The following is a 22017-nucleotide window of genomic DNA, read 5'->3' on the forward strand; positions in this document are numbered from 1 at the left end:
TTTTATTTAATAGTTACTTTTCTGGACGATGAATAAGATCCGTAAACCTTTGTTTTAGAAGTTGGCTGCATATATCCCCGGATTTTAAATGTATAAGTCTTGCCTTTCTTTAAACCTGATTTTGTATAGGAAGATTTATTTCCATTTTTAGTGGAGATCCTTGTGTATTTTCCATTTCCCGTTTTCATATAAACCTGTACCCTGTTAGAACTAATTTTCTTCCATGTAAGTTTCGCCTTATTTGATCCGCTTCTCGTTACCTTCAGCTTTGGTTTTACAGGTCTGGTGGCCGTAATAAACGTGGAAGAATGTGATCCTTTTCCTGCGCTGTTGTATGCTGCTACACGGTACTTATATTTTGTTCCGGATTTCTTTTTAGAATCGGTATAAGAAGCCGCTTTTGTTGTCTTCAGGCTACTCCATCTCTTCTTCTTATCATCATAACGGTATACCTTGTAGGATGTGGCACCAGATACCTTTTTCCATGATAACTTAATACTGTCTGTTGTCAGCTTAGCAGCCGTTATGCCGGTGACTTTTCCTGGTTTTTCGATTACTTTTTCCCATTTTGCAGTTAATGTGACATTTGATGTACAGATATCGTTGGATTTAACCATCTGATTACCCATGTACCATCCCACAAATTTATATCCGCTGCGCGTAGGAGTTGGAAGCACTCCATAAGGCTTTCCATTCTGCACTGTAATTGTGGACGGGTTTACCTGACCTCCTGCTGCGTTCAATGTTACTGTATGTTTTACCGGCTGAGGAATATCTTTTGGCGTGACCGTAACAAGGCAGCTTGCAGTCTTGTTGTTATCTTGTGTCGTAACTGTAATTTTTGCTGAACCTTGTGACATTGCCGTTACTTTCCCATTCACATCAACAATTGCCACCGATTTGTTGCTGCTATCCCATTTTACTGCCTGATTGGTTGCATTTTGAGGTGTTATGGCTGCCTTTAAGACTGTATTATTTCCTTCAATGAGAGTGAAATTTGTGGGATCAACTGTTATACCGGTCACATCTACATGGTTCTTAATCTTAATTTCTGCTGATGCTTTAACCTCAGTATCGGCTATTGTTCCCTGAATATGGAAGATTCCCGCTTCTTTCAGAACTTCTTCCGGGATTGTATCCCACTGTACTTCTTTTTCGGTCATTGTTCCATTATTCAATACTGCCGTGATGACAGACGGAAGCTTTGGCTGCACTCCTATATTAGTAGCTGCATAGACTGGTTTGCTGGAAACGATAAATGTCTTGCTTAAATCGGTTGCAAGAGCAACCTCAATTTCAGCCAGTCCCCGTTCCGGTTTCTCCCCATTTCCGCCATGATAATACTTCAGCTCCGGATCTATTGTGAATTTTAATTTCTGTGCACTGAGATGTTTCTCTAACTTCACTGAGTTATCAGGCTGTCCCTCCCATTGAATGTCAGAAACAATCTGTTCGTGAACAAGGTTTCCAGTGCTGTCAAAAAATTCCAGCTTACCTTCACCGATTTCATTGACTTTATGACCACGGTCAATCAGATTCAGACTTGCGATCATCTGATCCTCCCCAAAATCCAGTTCTATCCATGGTGACTTATCTCCTCCACGAGCTGCCCATGCAGTCGATTTGTCTCCATCAACAGTCTTAACACCAATATATCGCTCATCCTGATTGGAACCATTTGGATCTCCGTTCTTGTCACGTACAGAAGAAACCGAAACCACAGCATTATCTGCTACATTGGTACCTAACTGGGTAAGGATCATTTTATTACTTTCCACCGTAACTCCATCCACTGTCACCTTTACCTGAATTGTCGATTCAGAGGATCGCGGAATACTATCCTTCATGGTGATTACAGATGACCCTTCCACAACTGACAAATTATCACTGTCCAGTATAAATGTAATCTCTGCGTCAGAAAGATCGGCCGGTTTTCCGTTATTATCCAATGCTTCAATCTCTGATACCACCGGTGATCCAACAGCTATCTTATTTTTATCCACAGAAAGATTCACCTGGGACAAATAATTAACTAATTGCAGATTTCCGTCAGCATCTACATCGATATATATCTGTTTTGATACCGTAATCCCATTTAGCGTTACATCTATGAAAATCTGGGCCCGTCCTTCCGATACGGACAGAGCCTGATTTGCCTCATTGATCTCTACTATTTCAGGATTAGTGCTCTGTATCTGAATCTTCGCCTTGCTCAGATCCATCTCTTCTCCGATTCCGGAAATACCCGTTAGATGGAAAGCTGCAGTCTTATCATCTAAAAGTTCTGTCTCTACCGCTACATCTCCCAGCCTTTTTCCCTGATCTATTCCCCGTACCCTTACTTCAAGCACATCCATCAAATCGTCTCTGGCACCGCCCGGGAAACTGATGCGCAGATATCTGCCTTTCTGATTGAGTGGGTATGTATACTTGTCTGAATTATAACGGTATTTTGTATCATTGTCCGGAACGGCTCCCTGTTCCACGGGTATCTCCCAGTTTTCTCCATCCTCACTCGTTTCTATCCGGATAGCACTTGGCGTGTTCCTATAATACCGGTCTTTGTTGTTAAAATAAACACTCACATTTGACAGATCGCACACTGAATTTAAATCCATTGTCATGGCTGGATTCTCATCCTCTTTCGCCGGTGTCCATCTGGAGGTATTTCCACCGTCAGAACTGGTTAAAATGTTATCTGTAAGATCGGCTGGATTGCTGCCGCTTGTCACTTCTGGTACGATATTATTACTTAAAACAGTATTCGGTAATATTCTCAGATAATTTCTATTGGTCGTATAGGTTACTCCATCAACTGTAATATCAGCCCAGATTGCAACATTTTCCTCTTCTGAAACGCATCTGTTAAAAACTACTTCGTCATCTTTAACTGCCAGAAGGTCCAGATCTTCAACCTCATGTGCCTGCCAGTAGATATCCGGATCCGAGGTCTGTCCTCCTGCCTGGCCGCTGCAGACTCCATAATGCCATGTGATATTGTCATAAGAAAGGAGGTTCACTCCGCCCCCTTTTTGGGTGCGCCCTTCAAAAGTCACCGGAATATTGATGTCTGATGAAAATTTACCAAATGCCTCTTTTCCATCAGTCCGCAATACTACACCTATTAGTTCTTCATTTGAAGTGATACTTCCATCTTCTTTTACCTGAACATGATAAGTGTCGACTGCTGCCTCTCCCTCATACTCTGCTGTTACACGTATGGTTGTATTTCCAGGATGCCCGGCTGTTACCAGTCCATTCTGATCAACTGATGCAACCGATGCATCATCACTGCTATAGGTAAGATTCGCATCTGCGAATACATTGGTAAAGTTCTTCAGATAGGCTTCCGCACGCAACTGCAGTTCGGATTTGTTTTCCTGGCTGCTGAATAATTTCACACCAGTAAGCTTGAAACTGCGGGTGTCATTATCCGTGGTGATTTTGATAATGGTATCCACAGGATCTTCTTTGACCGAAGAAGTATCGATGGTGATGTAATTCTTTCCATCCTTTGACTCTACACTATAGGGCAGTGCTATTCCTTCATTAAGCCACTCCACATTGGTTACATTATAATCAAATGGCCCTGCATAGACACTCTCCTGACCGGTAAATCCTTTTTTTGCCCTGCCATTTCCAATTGTATTCTCCACCATATGCATATACACGAATTGGTCTCGGGCAACGGAATATCCCCATTCAGGCCCCTCCCCGTATTTTGCAGTCAGGAATGGCTCTTTATCGGTATTCTCATGGTAGCCTTCCTTTTTTTCATAAGTGTCAAAATAGTACGGCATTGTTCCAAACAGGGATTCGTGCAAGTCAGGCTTTCCATCATTGGCCATCCACAAGTTTACATTGTCACGTATTTCCAGGAAACGCTGTGCATTCAGTGGTCCCTGATAATATGCGTCTTTAATCCCACTACTATAATTCTTGCCAGCCCAGTCAACACCCCGGATAGCGATGATCATCTGATCGTAATTTGGCACCATACCATGTCCGATATTATTGATGATGAATTCTGCCCACAAACGCCAATCATCTCTTGTATGTCCTCCCGCATATCCTGACCAGGCATCCATCTCATCAATAATAGGGTGCGACCATGCCTCATCAACCGTATATTTATTCTGATTCCACATATTCGTTTCCCAATGACCCCCATGGGTATATGGCATTGCTCCGGTATACTCCGTCTCCAGAATTGTCAAATCATTATCGCTGACTTCATTTCGGTCGTTTGCCTGTATAAGGGTATAGTCATTGTAAGCACGCACAGCGCTCCACATAGCATCAGTATTTCCTTTTCCTTCCGGATTCCCGTCAAAGAACAGATACTTAGGATCATAACGAACCACAAGATCCTCCACATTCCGGAAAAATCCGCTGGAGTTGTTGACACGGGGATCTTTGGTCTGATTAGACCCCTCGGAAGCATAGTACAGACCAAACCTCATTCCATGACGTTCTACTGCTTCTTTTGCCTCCTGCAGCATGTCTTTTGGCTGAGCTACCCCTTCCTCATTTAGTTCCAGTGTGTTGGGATGCTGATTAACAGCTGCACCATTTGGGTCACCTGGATAGGCACCTGGCGCCGGCCAGTAATATACACCCTGTACCGCTTCCGTAGACAGCATCGTCATGCCTGCTTTTTTTGCACGTTCTGCCCAGGTATCAAATGAAAAATTTGGATCCCAAAACTGGGTATATGCTCCTGTATCATGGGACAATGCGGACATTTTCCCTTCTTCAAACCACTTGCTTGGACGCTCTTTTACGATTATTTTCGTCTCTTTTACTGCTGTCCGTTTATCCGCATCCGTCACCTGAACGGTAAATGAATACTCACCTTGTGTTTCACAGAAACCATCGATAACCCCTTCTTTATCCATCGTCAGGCCATCCGGTAAATTACCCTCTGTGATCTCCCACTCATACCCCGGGCTGCCGCCTGCCGCCTGGAACCGAAACCTTGAAGCCTGCGGTCCCTCTTTTGCATTCGTCCTGTGAATAGCTTTATTCCATACGTATGGGGATTCCACATATCCGTAAGGCATCTCATTCTCAGGATACAGATTTGCAGCAAGATCTGCATTACGATTTTCAAATGCTTCCCTGTCGATGTCCAATCCCTGAGTAACAATCTGAAGCGCTGAAACAGTATCGCCTTCCACCGAATACTCCAGATCGGGAATCTCATTTCCGGAAGCATCACTGATTCTGGCATAGAATCCCAGATAATATACCCTGTCATGTTTGATTTCAAACAAAACTTTATTCCAGCCTCTATTCAGCGTGATATCGGCTTTGTATTTGTCTTTCTCCGTTGACTCCACTGCATTTGTATTCTGATCCACCAGAGCATCGTTCACATAGACTTTATGCAGACCACTGGTCACAAACTGCAGTTGAGCATTCTGCTCTTTGGGACTGTATATGTAAGTATGTGCATAGGTATACTTGCCTTGAACATCCAGTCCTTGCTTTACGGTAAAATATCCATACAGATCCTGATAATCATCGGTATTACGGTTGAAAATACGGTCATCCAAGTACTGCCACTGCGTACCACTGCTGCTAAACTCTTCTCCCAGGGTTGGCCTGATGCCTTCCTTCTGCAAATTTTCTCTGTGTTCTTCCGTAGTCTCAAGCATCTCCACTGCCTGGACATCGGGAGTTTCATTTTGATCTTCTTCTCGTTCAACTCCGTTCTCTTCAATAGTATCACTGTTCCCGGCTGTTTCTTCCATGACCTCATCCGTTTCACTCTGGTTCTCTGTTTCTACCATGACTGCAGCGTCCTCTTTGCCGATAGTCCGTTCCGAATTAATTCCCGCTAATAAGGACGTATCACTCGGCCCAGCCACCAACCATGTATTAATAAATGGCGCGGTTCCAACTACAGTCATAGCGTGGGCCTTCAGCCCGATTGTTCCTGCATCGATAGAGGTGACTGTAACCATTGCCGCCAAGCCAATAGCAACAGCACGTCTCACCAATCTGGAACTTTTCTTTTTCACTTTCATTTTTTATCTCTCCTTTTTCCTTAAAATGTGGATACCGCATATCCATCCTGTATGTCATCCCCCATCCACTTGTACCGGATTCTAACACTCCACTTTTTCTTTTTCCACATCAATTTTTAATTTCCACATAGTTTTTTAAGGATTCTAGCACTCTATTTTTTAACAATGACTCTATTTTTTAATACTTGTACCAAAATTGATTGGTGTAAAGACAATAAAAGGCCGCAGACATAAATTGTCTACGGCCAATATGATAACTTATCTATTATCTAATTCTTAATAACACAACCGGATCCTTTTCTTAACTATCTCTGAAACTGCCTCCCTTCCTGCTCCCAGATATTTCTTAGGATCTATGTTATCCGGATTTTTCTCCATATTTAACTTCACTGCCTTTGTAAATACATTTCTTAAATCTGTTGCATAATTTACTTTGCAGATCCCATTTTTAATACATTCTTTTACGATCTCATCCGGCACGCCAGATGTTCCATGTAATACCAGGGGAATGTCAACCGCTGCTTTTATTTCTTTCAGGCGCTTTATATCCAGTTTAGGTTCCCCCTTATAAAATCCGTGCGCCGTACCGATTGCAACAGCCAGACTGTCCACCTTTGTTCTTTCAGCAAATTCAACCGCTTCTGCTGCATTGGTAAGCAATACGGATTCAGATGTTAAACCGTCTTCTTTTCCTCCGACACTGCCCAGTTCTGCTTCTACAGATACCCCAAGAATTTTACCCAGCTCGGAAACCCTGGAGGTTAAAGCAACATTATCCTCAAAATTTAATCGCGAGCCGTCAATCATCACGGAGGAATATCCTTCTTTCATTGCCCTGGCAGCTAATTCATAGGACGAACCGTGATCTAAATGCAGTGCAACGGGAACTCTTGTATTTCTGATTGCATTCCTGACACATGCTGTGAAAAAGTCCAGTCCTGCATAATTTACACTGGAGGGGGTTGTCTGTAAAATTACGGGACAGTTTAATTCTTCTGCTGCCTGTATGACTCCCTGTACCGTCTCCATATTTTCCACATTAAACGCAGGAACAGCATATCCATTTTCCTGTGCCTTACAGAGAAGTTCTTTTACCGATGCAAATTCCATTTCATGATACCTCCATCTTTTGAATTTTTATCTGCTCTCTATATTTACAGAAACCTTCCTGGCTGCACATCTGGGTTCCCTTCAAAACTAAAGAGGCTGCAGAAGCTGCCATTCCGTAACGGAGCATTTCCTGTATAGGCAGCTTTTCTTCTAAGGCCGCACAGATTCCGGCAACCATAGAGTCTCCTGCACCCTGGATGCCCTGGATTTCCAACAGAAGTCCCTGGGAATAAAATGCCTCTTGTTTATCACATATAACGGCTCCTTTTTCACCCAGTGATACACACACTACCTCCACTCCCTTTTCCAGTATCTCTCTTGCCAAAAGCACTACTTCTTCTATTGTTTTACACTTTTTACCAAACGCAGTCTCTAACTCAAATAAATTTGGTTTTATCAGGTATGGTTTCGCTTTGATTCCTTCTAATAGAAAATCTTTTTCTGCATCTAAAATAATTTTGACAGGATATACAGACAACTCTTCTAAAATCTCCCTGTATATCGTAGTGTCCACTCCAACAGGAGCACTTCCGCCTATGACTACAAGACTGCTTCTTGCCGCATGTTCTTTTATTACAGACTTTAGTTTATAAATGTCTTCTTTTGTAACTTCACTTCCATATTCATTTAATTCTGTCAGTATATTCGTTTCCCGGTCTAATATCTTTGTGTTTGTCCGAAGCCGGCCTTCTACCCATACAAATTCAGATGTTATCCCATAATCATCTAACGTATTTTCTAAAACCTTGCCGTTTCCTTTATAATTGAATCCCAGACATTCCACGTCTTTGCCAATTCTTTTCACTGCAATGCCAACATTAATCGCTTTGCCCGACGCTTCCTCACAGGAATCCACGACACGGTTCAGCTGGCCATATTGGAATCCTGATACAAGAATGCTTTTATCAATGCAAGGATTTAGATTTACAGCAGTAATCATATTCGTTTTCCCCCTTTCCTATGCTTCATAAATTCCATACTCTAAGACAGTATCTACAAATGCCTGAATGTTTTCTGCCGGTACATCAAATTGTGTATTATGTATGGGCGTAAATACGCATCCCCCTCCCGGCATTAAGATATCCAGCCTCTCTTTGACCTGATTTCTCACATCTGACGGTGATCCGCCGGGATATACCGTCTGGCTGTCCACACCGGCTCCCCAGAATACCAGATCATTTCCAAATTCTGCTTTCAGCTCTGCAGGATCCATACGATAGGAATTTGCCTGTATCGGGTTTAAAATATCACAACCGGCTTCTATAAAATAAGGTATTATATTTCGAATGGAACCACAGCTATGGAACATAGTCTTTACATCGGAATTCTCATGTACACAGTCACACATCTTTTTATAATTTGGCATATAAAGTTCCTGAAATACTGCGGGACTGAACAATTCTCCTGTCTGTGTTCCAAAATCAGTAGTTGAAATTAAAATGGTATCAATATAACTGCCAACTGCCTGAAGATACATTTCTATATTTTTCACTGCCATGTCACCTGCTGCTCCCAGTATTTCCTCTGCGTATTCCGGTTCGGATACCAAGATACACAGCCATTCCGTAAAAGGATGGCCTGCAAATATACCAGTGGTTCCCAGTTTCCCTTTTAAAGCTCCCCCATGTATGGAATAGTCTGTAGTCTCATACATCAGTTTTGCTCTCTTTTCTAAAATGCGCAGTTCTTCATCCGTATAAAGGGTAACTGATTTCTTAAACTGTTCTGTGTCCATCATGGTTATTTCCTTTGACAAATCCAACGGCGGATTAGCCAGCCGTTCAAAATAGCTGCCTGTTGATGCCATATTTGCCACATGCCTGCCATTTATATCAAACAATGCAATATCACCATTATTTTCGATTTCATATTGAAAATCCCCCGGCATTAAAATAGTATTTCCAGCCGTATTTTTCCAGGGCTTCCAGTCAGAATTGCGATATCCCCAGGTCTCATACAGATTTTCTAATTGAAGTACATCACTATGGAGCCATCTTCTGACGGGCTCTTCTACCCGCGCCAACATTTGAAACTGTTCATAACATCTTGGGAGCTCAGTATCAATCCCCAGGTACTTACCGATTTTAATATATTCATCCACATGTATTCCTGTTGTTTTAGTCCCTCCGATATCAATTGGTACACGGTCCGGCTCCTTATGCGCAATTGCCGCTCTTACACGTTCTCTGGATGTCATCATCATTTATTCTCCCCTCTCATTTGAATATACCTGCTCATAGCCTCAAAAATAATACTTACGGAAACTGCTCCCGGGTCAGGCAAGCCAATGGATAATTTACCATAAGATTCTGCCCTTCCTTTCTTCGCACAATATTTCTTACTGGCTTCTACGCCATTTTTTGCTGCAGTCCAGGCCTGCTTCACACCTTCTGACAGACTTAACTTATTTCTGCTGCATTCCTCCAGTGCCTGAACAGCCGGCTCATAACTATCGAGCATGGTCTTATCACCCACTTTTGCCTTGCCTCTGAGCTTGATATTATCCAATGACTTTTGCATCATTTTACTTAAGGTATCCAAATCCAGTACATTCGTCTGCGGAGCGGCACCATAGCCGCTAATGAACATAGTTCCAAATATCACTCCGGAAGCACCGCCCATGGCATCTAATAATGTCATACCGATTTCCTTGAAAAGTTCATTTACCGTATCGAATTCCATCTTGTCCAGTGCCTCATCAACAGCCCGAAATCCTATTGCCATTCCGATCCCATGATCACCGTCTCCGATGATTTTATCAATATCAGTCAACTGTTGTTCACTGGATATAATCTGCCGGGAAATAAACCGGAACATCTCTTTAACCTCTTTTATTTCCAGATAATCCTTCATTTTATCTCCTCCCCCTTCTATACCTTTGCCCGATAAGTATACATAGGCGTATAAGAATCCAGGTTATAATACTTTTTTAAATGAGGATCCAGTTTCATGAGCGTCACACTGATTCCTCCCATTCCGGGTGCTGTAAAGAAATTTCCCACTTCTGTTTTAAAAACCGTTATTTCTTTATGGCTTAAATACTGATGAAGGCTGTTACTGATTATGGAGAGTTCCATATTAGAAGTTGCTCCTTTGCCATTTACCAACAGAAGTACTTCATCTCCCCCGGTAAGATTCATATCTGCAATCAGGTAATCCAGAATCTTTTCTGCAAGCTGGTCTGCTGTGGGCATCTGCATTTTCAGAATACCCGGTTCCCCATTAAATCCCATACCAATTTCAACGGTTCCAGCTGGCATTTCATACATGGGCATTCCGGTTTCAGGGCGGTATCCCGGCCAGAAAGTAACAGAGACACTTCCAATCTGATCCCTGGCTCTGATGGCTGTCTGCTCCACTTCCTCTAAAGTCAGGCCGCAGGCTGCTGCTCCTGCCGCAGCTTTAATCACACACATAATACCGGCAATTCCCCTTCTGTTCTCCTGGTTTTCTTTGGGAGCATGTAAGATATCATCTTTTACAAATACTGCCCTGGCCTTAATCCCCTCATAACCGCATAATTCTACAGCGAGTTCATAATTGAGAACATCACCTATATAGTTTCCCGTAATCATAAGTACCCCATCCTCATGATACATCTGACGTATGGTCTTCAGCAATGCAGTTGCAGAAGGTGCTGCATAAATATTCCCGCTGACAATGGCATCTGCCATCCTTTCCCCTGCATATCCTATATACATTGGCTCGCAGCCTGCACCTCCACCTGCAATGACCATGACCCTGGGGGCTGTATTTTTAATACGAATTGCTTTTACACCCTCCACTTTTTCCAGCAGGTCACAATTGGAACGGATGTACCCCTCTATCATCTCCTCTACCATATCTTCCGGCCGATTCTTAATTGTATTCATATGACATCTCCTCTTCATACAGGCTGTAACTTTCCTTCTTTATTCTGCCTTTATTTTTAATCGGTCCATAATTACTGCGAATGCAATAATGACTCCCATTGCCACCTTCTGCCAGTAGGAATTCACCTGCATTAAGCTTAATCCATTATTGATAATCCCTATGGCAATAATTCCGATAATCGTGTTCGGGATTCCTCCAGTACCTCCAACCAGACTGGTTCCTCCCATAACAGCTGCTGCAATGGCAAATTGTTCATATCCTTCAGCTGCTGCCGGCTGTCCAGTTCCTATTTTAGCCGAGAGGCAGATTCCTGCAAAAGCGGATAAACCTGCACAGATCATATAAACGGATGTTTTGATTTTATTAACACCGATTCCGCTTAATTTTGCTACCTCTTCATTGCTTCCAACTGCATAAATATGCCTGCCATATGCGGTCTTGCTGAGTATAATGTGGGATACCACCAGGACTATTACCGTCAGGATTACAATGAATGGAACGGGACCGACATATCCCTGCCCAATCCATAAAAAACTTTCCGGCAGCTCATATACGGGCTTGCTGTTGGTTAAGAGGTAACATACGCCTCTTGCTGCATTCATCATTGCTAACGTGGCAATAAAAGGTGCCACATTGAACTTGCAGATAATGACTGCGGATATTCCTCCAATTACAATGGCTACCGCAGCGGAAAGCAGGATACCAACGAGTAAAGTCATCCCTATATTCATTGCAGGCAGCTGTTTGCAAAGAAGAGCACCCAGAATACCATTTAAGGCACATACCGGTCCAACCGATAAATCAATCCCTCCCGTTAACAGAACAAACGTCATCCCGGTTGCTATAAATGCATTAATTGAAATCTGAATCAGCACATTAATTAAGTTTTCTTTAGAAGCAAATCGTGGCTCCACTATGAAAATGATGAGACACAAAATCAGTAGAAATCCAATCAGCGCATATTGTTTTGCTATTTTTCCCATGTTTATTTTATTCTTTCCCATTGTTCTACCTCATTAATTTAAGTATTATTGATATCATCATTGTCAGGATACTGCTGTACTGGCTAAATGCATGATAACTTCTTCTGTTAATTCATGGTTGTCCAGGCATCCGGTAATCCTGCCTTCACACATTACATAGATGCGGTCACAGATTCCCAGCAGCTCCGGCAATTCGGAAGAAACCACTAAGATGCTTCCACCGTCTTTTGTAAACTGATTCATCAACGTATAAATCTCAAATTTTGCCCCGACATCAATTCCCCTGGTAGGCTCATCCAGTAATAAAATCTTAGATCCAGCCAAAAGCCACTTGGCAATGACGATCTTCTGCTGGTTGCCGCCGCTTAAATTCTTAGAAACGGTATTACTGCCGGGCGTTTTTATCTTCAGCTTCTGAATATATTCCTCGCTGCTTTTATTTTCCCAATTGACATCTACAAATCCCATCTTCGTTTTCTTTTTTACACTGGGCAAGGTGATATTGTCCTTTACGGATTTCTTTAACATCACCCCTTGCATGCGCCTGTCTTCCGGAACTAAACCAATTCCCCTTTCGATTGCCTGCATCGGCTGTTCGATCCGCACCTCTTTCTGGTACAGCTTCATTATACCGTCTTCAAAAGGCTCTGCCCCGAAAATCCCTCTTAGTACTTCCGTTCTGCCGGCTCCAATTAATCCTGCAATCCCTACGATTTCCCCTTGTCCCACCTCAATACTTACGTTTTGAAATGCCTTATTCCTGGATACTTTGATTAATTCCAATACAGGTTTCTCAATCGTTTTACCGCTTCTGTCTATGTACGTTTTGATCTCTCTGCCAACCATCAGCGAGACTAACCCCTTTTCGTCTATATCCTGCATAGGGACGGTCTTGATATAACACCCATCCCGCAAAATGGATACTTTATCAGCAATTGTAAACAATTCCTTCAATCTGTGGGAAATGTAAATTATTGCCACCTTCTCTTCTTTTAACTTTTTAATAATGCGAAAAAGGGCTTCTACCTCCTGCTCTGAAATAGAAGAAGTAGGTTCATCCATAATGACCACCCTGGCATTTTGGGATATAGCTCTTGCTATTTCAACCATTTGTTTCTCAGCAGCACTTAATTTTTTTACCAGATCATTCGGTTTGATCTTCAGCCCCAGCATCGATAAAATATCCTGCGACTCTTTTTTCATCCGGGTTTTATCCAGAAATCCATTTTTCTGCTTCGGCTCTCTGCCCAGGTAAATATTCTCGGCAACCGTCAGATCCGGTATCACACTTAATTCCTGGTGTATTACGCTGATTCCACTGTCTAATGCCTGCTTCGCATTATCAAAATTACACGTTTTCCCCTCATAGATCATTTCGCCACTGTCTTTTTTATATACACCGCTGATAATTTTAATCAGCGTAGATTTCCCGGCTCCGTTTTCACCCAACAAAGCGTGTACCTCTCCTGCATAGAACTCCAGATTTACATCTGTCAGGGCCTTTACACCCGGAAATTCCTTTACAATATGTTTCATTTGAATCATCGGCTGTTTTTCCATCCCGTGTACCTCTTTGTATTTTCCATAACCTTATTTTATAAAGACCCGATCTGCAAATCGGGTCTTTCACTGCCTGTCTTTCACTGTTAATTCTTCTATTTTTGAAACTCACTGACATTTTCGCTATCGATAATATATGGCTCAATATATTTCTCTTTGGGAATTTCTTCTCCATGAATTACTTTGACTGCACTATCAATCATAGCCTGTCCTATCCCTTCCGGGTCCTGAGCCACATCAGCAATCCAAATACCGCCTTTTGCAATTTCATTGACTGCTTCCGGATTACCGTCGTAACCGATTACCTTAATCTCTTTTCCCGCACCATTAATAATAGTATAAGCGCTCATAGCTGCGGGATCCCCTACTGCAAATATCAAATCCAGGTCGGGATACTTTAACAGGAAATCCTGCGTAATGGCAGACGCTTTTTCCGCATCTCCCTGATAATTCTGCTCATCAACAACCTCTATATTTTCGCAGTTTGCTTCCAGATATTTCTTACATCCTTCTGCACGCAAAACACAATTTTCAACGTCATCATAAGTAATGATTGCAGCTTTTCCGCCCTCCGGCAAAGCCTTTTCGATGTATTTGCCTGCCAGTTCACCTCCCACATTCTCATCCGTACCAAAATGGCAGATAGAATCTCCATCCGATTTTGTAAATGCCGTTAACAATGGAATGCCCGCTTTGTTTGCCAGTTCCAGACAGCTATTGCTTCCCGCAGTAGATACCGGACAGATAATAATGGCATCCACCTTCTGTGTAATAAAATCCTGCACCTGTGACAATTGCTTTTCACTATCCGTATCTGCATCCATGAAAATGGCCTTTACTCCAAGTTCCTCGCACTTCTTCTCCATGGCTTCTTCTACCCTGTTATAAAACACATGGGTTCTGGTAAATATAGAGATACCTAACGTGATATCCTTGTTCTCCTTATCCTTCCCAGTCTGTGCCGCTGCCTCAGTTATGATTTCTTCCGCCTTTGTTTCTCCCACGGCATCTGCTGCTTCTGTTTTAGCGGCTTCTGTCTTATCCGTTTCCGCCTTATCCGTTCCTGCTGCTTTTGCCGCCTCTGTCTTTGCATCCTCAGTACCTGGTTTGGTATCCTGTGTCTGCGTTCCGCCTGAACATCCGGACAATACCCCCGTCATCATAACTAATGCCAACCCAATTACACCTATTTTTCTTAAACTCATATCCTTCTCCTCCATCTTTCTGTACTTTTACATCATAGTTTCATCTGATGCCCCATTGTATTTCATTATTTCTTCTGCTTTGTATTTCATTATTGTTCCTATCTAACTATTTAACTTTCAATCTTAACAGCTTCCACATTCCCTCCTTTTTCTGTGATTTTAGCCATATAGGATTTGCCTATCCCATCATCCGTGATGATAAGATTCAAATCTTTAAACTTGCAGATGCAGTATAAAGAATTTGTTCTGAATTTACTGCTGTCCGCCAGCACATATTTTTTTCTCGCTGACTTAAGCATACATTGTTTTACCCGGCACTCTTGCATATTGGGTGTAGTTAACCCATGCTCGGCGCTGATATTATTCGAACCCAGGAACACCCGGTCCACAACCACATTTCCTAACATATCTTCTGTAAACATGCCTACACAGGAAAGAATCTGGGATCTGACAAATCCTCCTGCAAAAATCAATTCCACCTTTTCACACTCCATAAGTTCACTGGCTATGTTAAACGCATTGGTGATTACAGTAAGATGATTCTTCTCTCCGGTCCTGATTAGCTTTGCCAGTTCCTGAACTGTGGTGCCGGCATCCAGTATAATTGTCTCGTGCTCCTTGATTTCGTCATAAGCTCTTTTCGCTATTTCTCTTTTTTCAACTATTCTTTCTTTTTCTTTCGTTGCCTGGCTTTGTTCAAATGCTGTTTCTTTTACTTTTACAGCACCCCCGTGGGTACGGATAATTAATCCTGCATTCCCTAATTCATTTAAATCCTTTCGGATAGTAACCTCCGAAACCCCGAATAAATCACACAATTCATTCACTGTTACCGATAAATTCGCTTCTACCGCTTTAATTATTTTTTCCTTTCGTTCTTCAATAAACATAAACTCATCTCCCATTCCAGTACTTTCAAATCCTTACATTTAATTTCGTTGTATTACGTTTGTTTTTGTTTGACCTTATAATATACCTTTCGGTTTTATTTGTCAAGTAATATTTACTATATTTTATCTCTATTTTTATATTTTATTATGCATTTTTACTAAAACGAAACCTTTTTATCTTTCGTTTTATTTTTATATTCAGATGTTTCTCTTAAAAACCTACTATTATCGTTCATTAGGCTTTCGTTTAAATTCTTGTGATGTTTCGATATTTTTTTTAAAACCGGAACGAAACTTTATCGGCTAACATAGCATTTAGCAGGTACCTTTTCCTTTCTTTCAAAAAAAGCAGATGGATCAGCACGAAAAAGTACGCCATCTGCTTATGTCCGTTATATTGCATAACAAATAAAAGACCGTAGACAAAACATCATCTACGGCCAATATGTTATCTTTATAACCCTTATGAAAAAGTATCAAAGTATCTTAGAAAACCAATTTACTCCAGTAAACGTCCACCTATACAAGACAATATTCTTTATATAAACTTTCTCTGGAGCCTTTATCCGTTACCGCTCTTTTTAAATCGATAGTACGAGCATCATTCATTAAATATAATGTTAACTTAGCTAATAATTCTTCTCCTTCTATCCTTCCTTCTAATCTACCTTCACTTCTCATATCTTCAAATGCTTTACACATGTCATATTCCTCCTTATCTTCTACCTGTGCCTGTTCTATAATCTCTGTTAACTTTTCATTTTCGCCTAATAAGATGAAAATGATTTCTATCGTTTCTCTACTTAACCTGCTATATCTGACCTTATTTTTCTTTACATGAGTTTTCATCCGGTTTTTATCATCTGCATACTTAATAATACCAAATACTTCTCTTAAATCAGTTTGAAAATATTCCAGATGTTCTATTTTTTTTACATCCAGAACGTGTATCCTATAATTTGGCAGGTATTGGCGTAAATTCTCCATTTCCTTAGGTATATCCAACATACTATGTAAATCCATGCAGCCATCCCAAGGTTTTTCACCAAAGTATACAATCAATGTAAAAACCGGCAGCAGTTTATCCTGTTTCTTCATGCCTGATAAAAATTCATCTGTACTGCCATAATCTCCTGTTTCTCTATATTTCTTTTTTAATGCTGCACCTGATCTACATAATTCAAAGCATCATACAACATATTTCGAATTACCATTGCATAATGAATATGTTCCTGGTTCTCGCAGGCCAGGATCATAAAATTTGCGCCCGAAGCTGCCATTTTAATTATATCCCGGTTTCTTCGAACTACCCTTTTCCCAACTTCCTGATTACCCGGTATGCATTCCTGTGCGGAGTCCAATGGGGATAAATCTTCGAGATGTATGATTTGATTTCCCTCAAAACAAGCCCCATTATATAAGTCCGCAAAATGTTCCGGCTTTCCAAAAAATATCTTAGCAGCAATATCTCTTTCATGTGTCATAGATTCCTCCTTTTCATTCTGAATACAAAGACACAAAAATGAATGTAACGATTCTAAAGGGAAACGGTACGGAATATGTACCAAACGAAAAATAGAATTTTAAGAACTTTAGAAATAAGAGTTGATTCAATGAAATGTATCTATGTATTGCTTTTCTTTATTATACAATAAACCATTTTAAAATTCAAGCAGTATTTTTATATTTTGTGAAACGTGATTTCTATTTTAATTTCATTATATATTATATGTGATTTTTGTTCTTGCCAGTTCATAGGTTTATTGTCATAACAACTCTAAAGCCGTTATCATAAAACCGATTTGCATTCTTCCGGTTTCTGTGAAATTGTGGTCATAACTTACTTCCTTTTGTTATAATAAATTCTATGAGTTATAGCGCATATAACCTGCGCTATAACTCACATTTTATCGTATCGTATATTATTTTTTTATCTAAAGTGAAAGGATTGGCGAAGTATTATATTACTGTTATATCAATCTCTGCTTTCTTACCATTAAAAGTTTTTGCCGTAATTGTTGTTTTTCCTTTCTTTTTTGCTGTTATTTTCCCAGTAGAGGACACAGATGCCACATTCTTCTTGCTTGAACTGTAACGCATTTTATAGCTGGCTGTCTTTGATGGGAAATTCACTTTTAATTGATATGTTCTGCCCTTTTTCAAAGTCTTTTTTGATACTTTCAGGGTGATTTTTTTAGGCGCTTTTCGTACTGTTACTTTGCAGATTGCTTTCTTTCCATTCTTTGTCACAGCAGTTATCGTAGATTTTCCTGTTTTTTTGGCCGTGATTTTACCGGAAGCCGATACGGATACTACAGATTTTTTATCTGACTTCCATGTCACTTTCTGTGATGCCGTTAACGGAGAAACCACTGCCTTAAATGAAAATTTTTCCCCAACACCCAGCGTAATCAATGACTTATTCAATTTTACTTTAACAGGTGTTTTCGGATCTGGCTTTACAGGATTCTTTGTAAATTCTGCTGTCACTGTGAGATTATTCTTCAGCACATCACTTCTCTTCGCCGTTGTCACTCCATCGCTCCATCTGCGGAAACTATAGCCTGCTTTTGCCACGGCTGTTACTTCTTTCGTTGCGCTTCCTTCTTTCACTTTCTGCACTGATATACCACTGATGGATCCTCCTATGCCTGCCAGATAAGACGCTGTATATTCTTTTGCTTCCGGCTCTTCGTTCATTACAAATTCTGCAGTAACTGTCAGATCCTTTTTCATTACATCACTTCTCTTTGCCGTTGTCACTCCATCGCTCCATCTGCGGAAACTATAGCCTGCTTTTGCCACGGCTGTTACTTCTTTCGTTGCGCTTCCTTCTTTCACTTTCTGCACTGACATACCACTAATGGTTCCACCTTCACCTGCCAGATAAGACACTGTATATTCTTTTATTTCCGGCTCTGCGTTCTTTACAAATTCCGCAGTAACTGTCAGATCTTTTTTCAGCACATCACTTCTCTTCGCCGTTGGCACTCCATCGCTCCATCTGTGGAATATATAGCCTTCTTTTGCCTCGGCTGTTACTTCTTTTGTTGCGGTTCCTTCTTTCACTTTCTGTACTGACAGTCCAGTAATGGTTCCGCCTTCGCCCGGAAGATAGACAGCTGTATATTCTTTTATTTCCGGCTCTGCGTCCTTTACAAATTCAGCAATAACTGTCAGGTCTTTTTTCAGCACATCACTTCTCTTCGCCGTTGGCACTCCATCGCTCCATCTATAGAAACTGTAACCTTCCTTTGCCACGGCTGTTACTTCCTTCGTTGCAGTTCCTTCTTTCACTTTCTGCACTGACATCCCACTGATAGCTCCGCCTTCGCCTGCCAGGTAAGATGCCGTATATTCTGTTACTTCCGGCTCTTCTGCCTGTTCATTTTTTATCTCCTCTGCGCTTAATGCTCTATTGTAGATTTTCACATTGTCATAGGAACCTTTAAAATATGGATCCGGATAAAATGATTTACCCAGGTATGCATTCAGGTTCTCGCCCAGTTCACTGATATTACGGACACCCACTCCACTTGTTTCTCCTGCCTTTTCTCCATCTACATAGAGATACATTTTGTGATTTTCCATTACTACAGATACACGCATCCACTTATTCAGAAATTCATTCCCTTTTAGCTTAATTTCTTTTTCCAAAAAATTTCCTCTGGCCGTAATGGCATTTCGAATTTCATTGGGTCTTACTTTCAGGAACATATATTTATTAATATCCTTCCCAATAGCGAAGTCAAAATGGTACTCCTGGGTAGACTCGGCCTTAATATCCATTGATATTGTCAAATTATCCAGGCCATCAAAAAGCCCCGTTGGAAGCTGTGCATAAGTTCCTTCTGAACCATCCAGATACAACACATTGCTGCCCTTTTCTGCATCATACCTATATGCAGCCTTGCCAAAAAGCTGTCCGTCATTATTTTGCGCTTTGTCTTTTACTATACCTTCTTCGACCTTTTCTTCAAAATCATAGTTTAAAATAGCCTCGGTTTTTTCTTCAGCATATTTTTCATTATTGACTCCCCATTTTGCCACAAGGTTATCATATTCTTCCTGTGTAATAGGTATCACAGAACCATGTTTTGCACCATCCGTTAAGGTATAAGTGTTATCCGCTGCAACTTTCACACTATTTGGTTCATCCAGGTTATTTGTAAAGAACGGAACATATCCTCTTGCTGTCGGAAATCCATATTCGTCTACCAGGATACACCACTCATTACGGTCAGAGAACTTAAACATAGTAGGACCTTCGTAGGTACCCCGGAAAGTCTCCAGACATCCCGGCGCAGTATTTTCAATGCGCTGGAACTCCATGCCTCTTGCTGTAAAATCTCTGCCTCCGATATTATAAACAGGCGGCTCTGTATAATCCAGTAACTTTGGTGAGGATTGCAAATATACATACCCTTTGGCAGATTCCTTCAATAGCCGGTAGTAACTGTCTCCTTCTTTATATATATCTGCATCAATTGTATTAATGCCAGGATCTGAATAGAGTTCCGCTTCTGTAAAGGTTACAAAATCTCTGGTCTTGGATACAAAAATATACCCGTGTCCGCTGTCTCCAGTCAGGCCAGTCAGCGGGCTGGACCAAAATACCAGATATTCACCGGTTGTTTCATCATAAATTGCAGCCGGTGCCCATGCACATCCGGCCCCTATGCCAGAAGCCACATCTGCCGTCCTGCTCTCTGTCCAGTTGACTAAGTCAGTTGACTCCCATATTACCAATGCATTGCTGCCTATACTAGCCATCAAACCCCAATTACCGCCATATTTAGGATGGTGGATATCAAGATCTGTTCCAATCAGATAAAATTTATCTCCTTCCGGTGAACGGACGATGTAAGGATCTCTTACGCCCAAATCTCCCACGGCAGACTCAAGAATCGGAGCGTTATCATTTAACGCCGTCCATTGCAGCCCATCCTTACTTACACCAAAATAAATTTGCTGTAGGCTGGTTCCTACCACAAGCTCATTAAAATGGACATAAAGATATGCTGCATATTCTTTTTGAGCCGCTTTTTTCTTTACGGTCAGGTCAAACTCTTTCGTATCACTGATGTCTCCCAAAGTAATCGTAGCTGTAAGCTTTACCTGTTTGTCCTTCTCACCTCTGGTGACCACGCCTGCCGGAGTTTCAGCATATTCTTCATTTTCAACAGCTTTATCCGTTATTACATTTGTATCCGAACTTTCCCAGGTAATGGATGCCCCATTTAACTCTGTTGCAAGCGTAATATTTTCTACAACCGGATCTGCATTGTCTATGGTTAATTGTTCGATTGCTTCTGCGACTATAGAGGCATTTGAGATCACCATGAAATGAAAATCTCTCGTTTTTTCTATGCTTCCATAAATTACGGATGCTGTTAATGTTACCTCAGTATCTTCCGCTGGTTTTGTTACAATTCCTGTTTCCGATATGATCTGGGGATGTGAACTTGTCCAACTAATAGCCGCTCCATTCTTGCCGGTTGCCGGAAGATCCAGATCCCCTTTTGCTTCTCCTTCTTCCAGTGATAATTCAGAGATATCCATTTCCGCTTTTTCTTCGTCAGAAAGTCCCTGCTGCTCCGCATAGTTTCTCCATACCTGATCAGCATCCAGAGCATTATCATATACGCGGAAATAGGCGATGCTGCCTACAAATCCGGGATCCGGATCAAACAGGGATTTTCCCATATATCCAATGCAATTTTCTTTTTTTGCATTGTTTATAATAGTCTGTACAGAATATCCATGACTGATACTGCCTGACAGTGTTCCATTTATATAGAGATCCGCTGTGCTATTGTCATGAAATACCATTGTCGCCCAAGTATCTGCACCGGGTGTAACCACATTATTTTTCATAACAAACTTTTCCCCTGCCGGTTTCTGTTTGAGGGCAAACACGGTATTTCCTTCACTGCGCATAGGATTCAAAAATACATAATCCGCAGTATCTCTGGCACCCAGATTATATACCCAGGCATATGCCTTCTGACTGGTATTAAATTTCAAATCGATTGTAAAACTTTCGTCGTCACCAAATGTACCTTCCGGGAATTCTATATACTGACTCTTATTTCCGGTAAAAATAAGATTTCCCTCATTGATATCCCCTTGTCCCATGGATACCATATTTGCATTATGCCCGCCTGCCTTATCCTCTAATTTTCCATCTTCGGTCAGCGTCATCTCATAATTTGTAATTAACTGGACAGCCTCATTGGCAGATGCCTGACTTTCCTGCTCCTCTGCCTCCACTTGCATACTTCCCGGTATCGAAGTCAAAATCATAGTTGCTGTTAATATCGCCGGTATTACCCTCTTCACCCACTTTTTCATTGGTTTATCT

General features: G+C 41.3%; 13 protein-coding genes. All 13 read right to left on the reverse strand.

Annotated features, from left to right (window positions below):
- Window positions 1-2: 2 nt before the first annotated feature.
- Window positions 3-6032, reverse strand: a complete 6030-nt coding sequence (locus QR40_RS19485) for an Ig-like domain-containing protein (protein ID WP_052430951.1) — start codon at window positions 6030-6032, stop codon at window positions 3-5.
- A gap of 276 nt (window positions 6033-6308) precedes the next feature.
- The gene (locus QR40_RS19490) at window positions 6309-7142 is read right to left on the reverse strand and encodes a class II fructose-bisphosphate aldolase (protein ID WP_044296460.1); all 834 of its coding nucleotides are present in this window, start codon (window positions 7140-7142) and stop codon (window positions 6309-6311) included.
- 1 nt (window position 7143) lies between these two features.
- Window positions 7144-8082: a 1-phosphofructokinase family hexose kinase gene (locus QR40_RS19495; RefSeq protein ID WP_027292577.1), complete on the reverse strand. Its 939-nt coding sequence runs from the start codon at window positions 8080-8082 to the stop codon at window positions 7144-7146.
- 18 nt (window positions 8083-8100) lie between these two features.
- Window positions 8101-9345, reverse strand: coding sequence for a uroporphyrinogen decarboxylase family protein (locus QR40_RS30075; RefSeq protein WP_081820110.1), 1245 nt, complete (start codon window positions 9343-9345; stop codon window positions 8101-8103).
- A complete protein-coding gene (dhaL, locus tag QR40_RS19505) occupies window positions 9342-9995 on the reverse strand; it encodes a dihydroxyacetone kinase subunit DhaL (protein WP_044296461.1) in 654 nt (217 codons plus the stop codon). The genes QR40_RS30075 and dhaL overlap by 4 nt, the downstream gene beginning before the upstream one ends.
- Window positions 9996-10012: 17 nt before the next feature.
- A complete protein-coding gene (locus QR40_RS19510) occupies window positions 10013-11014 on the reverse strand; it encodes a dihydroxyacetone kinase subunit DhaK (RefSeq protein ID WP_044296462.1) in 1002 nt (333 codons plus the stop codon).
- Window positions 11015-11053: 39 nt separating this feature from the next.
- Complete coding sequence (locus tag QR40_RS19515) at window positions 11054-12019, reverse strand: ABC transporter permease (protein WP_027292574.1); 966 nt, start codon at window positions 12017-12019, stop codon at window positions 11054-11056.
- Between the two features lie 42 nt (window positions 12020-12061).
- Window positions 12062-13558 (reverse strand): sugar ABC transporter ATP-binding protein, encoded by a 1497-nt coding sequence (locus tag QR40_RS19520; protein ID WP_197041621.1) that lies wholly within the window; start codon window positions 13556-13558, stop codon window positions 12062-12064.
- Between the two features lie 95 nt (window positions 13559-13653).
- Window positions 13654-14763, reverse strand: coding sequence for a substrate-binding domain-containing protein (locus tag QR40_RS19525; protein ID WP_052430952.1), 1110 nt, complete (start codon window positions 14761-14763; stop codon window positions 13654-13656).
- 110 nt (window positions 14764-14873) lie between these two features.
- Window positions 14874-15653 (reverse strand): DeoR/GlpR family DNA-binding transcription regulator, encoded by a 780-nt coding sequence (locus QR40_RS19530; RefSeq protein WP_027292571.1) that lies wholly within the window; start codon window positions 15651-15653, stop codon window positions 14874-14876.
- Between the two features lie 519 nt (window positions 15654-16172).
- On the reverse strand, window positions 16173-16751 hold the full coding sequence (locus QR40_RS19535) for an Rpn family recombination-promoting nuclease/putative transposase (RefSeq protein WP_044296463.1): 579 nt from the start codon (window positions 16749-16751) through the stop codon (window positions 16173-16175).
- Between the two features lie 56 nt (window positions 16752-16807).
- Window positions 16808-17137, reverse strand: a complete 330-nt coding sequence (locus QR40_RS19540) for a hypothetical protein (RefSeq protein ID WP_044296464.1) — start codon at window positions 17135-17137, stop codon at window positions 16808-16810.
- 475 nt (window positions 17138-17612) lie between these two features.
- Entirely contained in the window at window positions 17613-22007 is a 4395-nt protein-coding gene (locus QR40_RS30080) for an InlB B-repeat-containing protein (RefSeq protein ID WP_052430953.1), read from the reverse strand.
- Window positions 22008-22017: the final 10 nt, after the last annotated feature.

Origin of the sequence: Robinsoniella peoriensis (assembly GCF_000797495.1) — a bacterium.
GTDB classification, from domain to species: Bacteria; Bacillota; Clostridia; order Lachnospirales; family Lachnospiraceae; genus Robinsoniella; species Robinsoniella peoriensis.

What these genes read in the sequence shown, in the direction of transcription:
- QR40_RS19485 (WP_052430951.1), bottom strand. Translation starts at nt 6,032, where the DNA reads ATGAAAGTGAAAAAGAAAAGTTCCAGATTGGTGAGACGTGCTGTTGCT.
- QR40_RS19490 (WP_044296460.1), bottom strand. Translation starts at nt 7,142, where the DNA reads ATGGAATTTGCATCGGTAAAAGAACTTCTCTGTAAGGCACAGGAAAAT.
- QR40_RS19495 (WP_027292577.1), bottom strand. Translation starts at nt 8,082, where the DNA reads ATGATTACTGCTGTAAATCTAAATCCTTGCATTGATAAAAGCATTCTT.
- QR40_RS30075 (WP_081820110.1), bottom strand. Translation starts at nt 9,345, where the DNA reads ATGATGATGACATCCAGAGAACGTGTAAGAGCGGCAATTGCGCATAAG.
- dhaL (WP_044296461.1), bottom strand. Translation starts at nt 9,995, where the DNA reads ATGAAGGATTATCTGGAAATAAAAGAGGTTAAAGAGATGTTCCGGTTT.
- QR40_RS19510 (WP_044296462.1), bottom strand. Translation starts at nt 11,014, where the DNA reads ATGAATACAATTAAGAATCGGCCGGAAGATATGGTAGAGGAGATGATA.
- QR40_RS19515 (WP_027292574.1), bottom strand. Translation starts at nt 12,019, where the DNA reads ATGGGAAAGAATAAAATAAACATGGGAAAAATAGCAAAACAATATGCG.
- QR40_RS19520 (WP_197041621.1), bottom strand. Translation starts at nt 13,558, where the DNA reads ATGGAAAAACAGCCGATGATTCAAATGAAACATATTGTAAAGGAATTT.
- QR40_RS19525 (WP_052430952.1), bottom strand. Translation starts at nt 14,763, where the DNA reads ATGAGTTTAAGAAAAATAGGTGTAATTGGGTTGGCATTAGTTATGATG.
- QR40_RS19530 (WP_027292571.1), bottom strand. Translation starts at nt 15,653, where the DNA reads ATGTTTATTGAAGAACGAAAGGAAAAAATAATTAAAGCGGTAGAAGCG.
- QR40_RS19535 (WP_044296463.1), bottom strand. Translation starts at nt 16,751, where the DNA reads ATGAAGAAACAGGATAAACTGCTGCCGGTTTTTACATTGATTGTATAC.
- QR40_RS19540 (WP_044296464.1), bottom strand. Translation starts at nt 17,137, where the DNA reads ATGACACATGAAAGAGATATTGCTGCTAAGATATTTTTTGGAAAGCCG.
- QR40_RS30080 (WP_052430953.1), bottom strand. Translation starts at nt 22,007, where the DNA reads ATGAAAAAGTGGGTGAAGAGGGTAATACCGGCGATATTAACAGCAACT.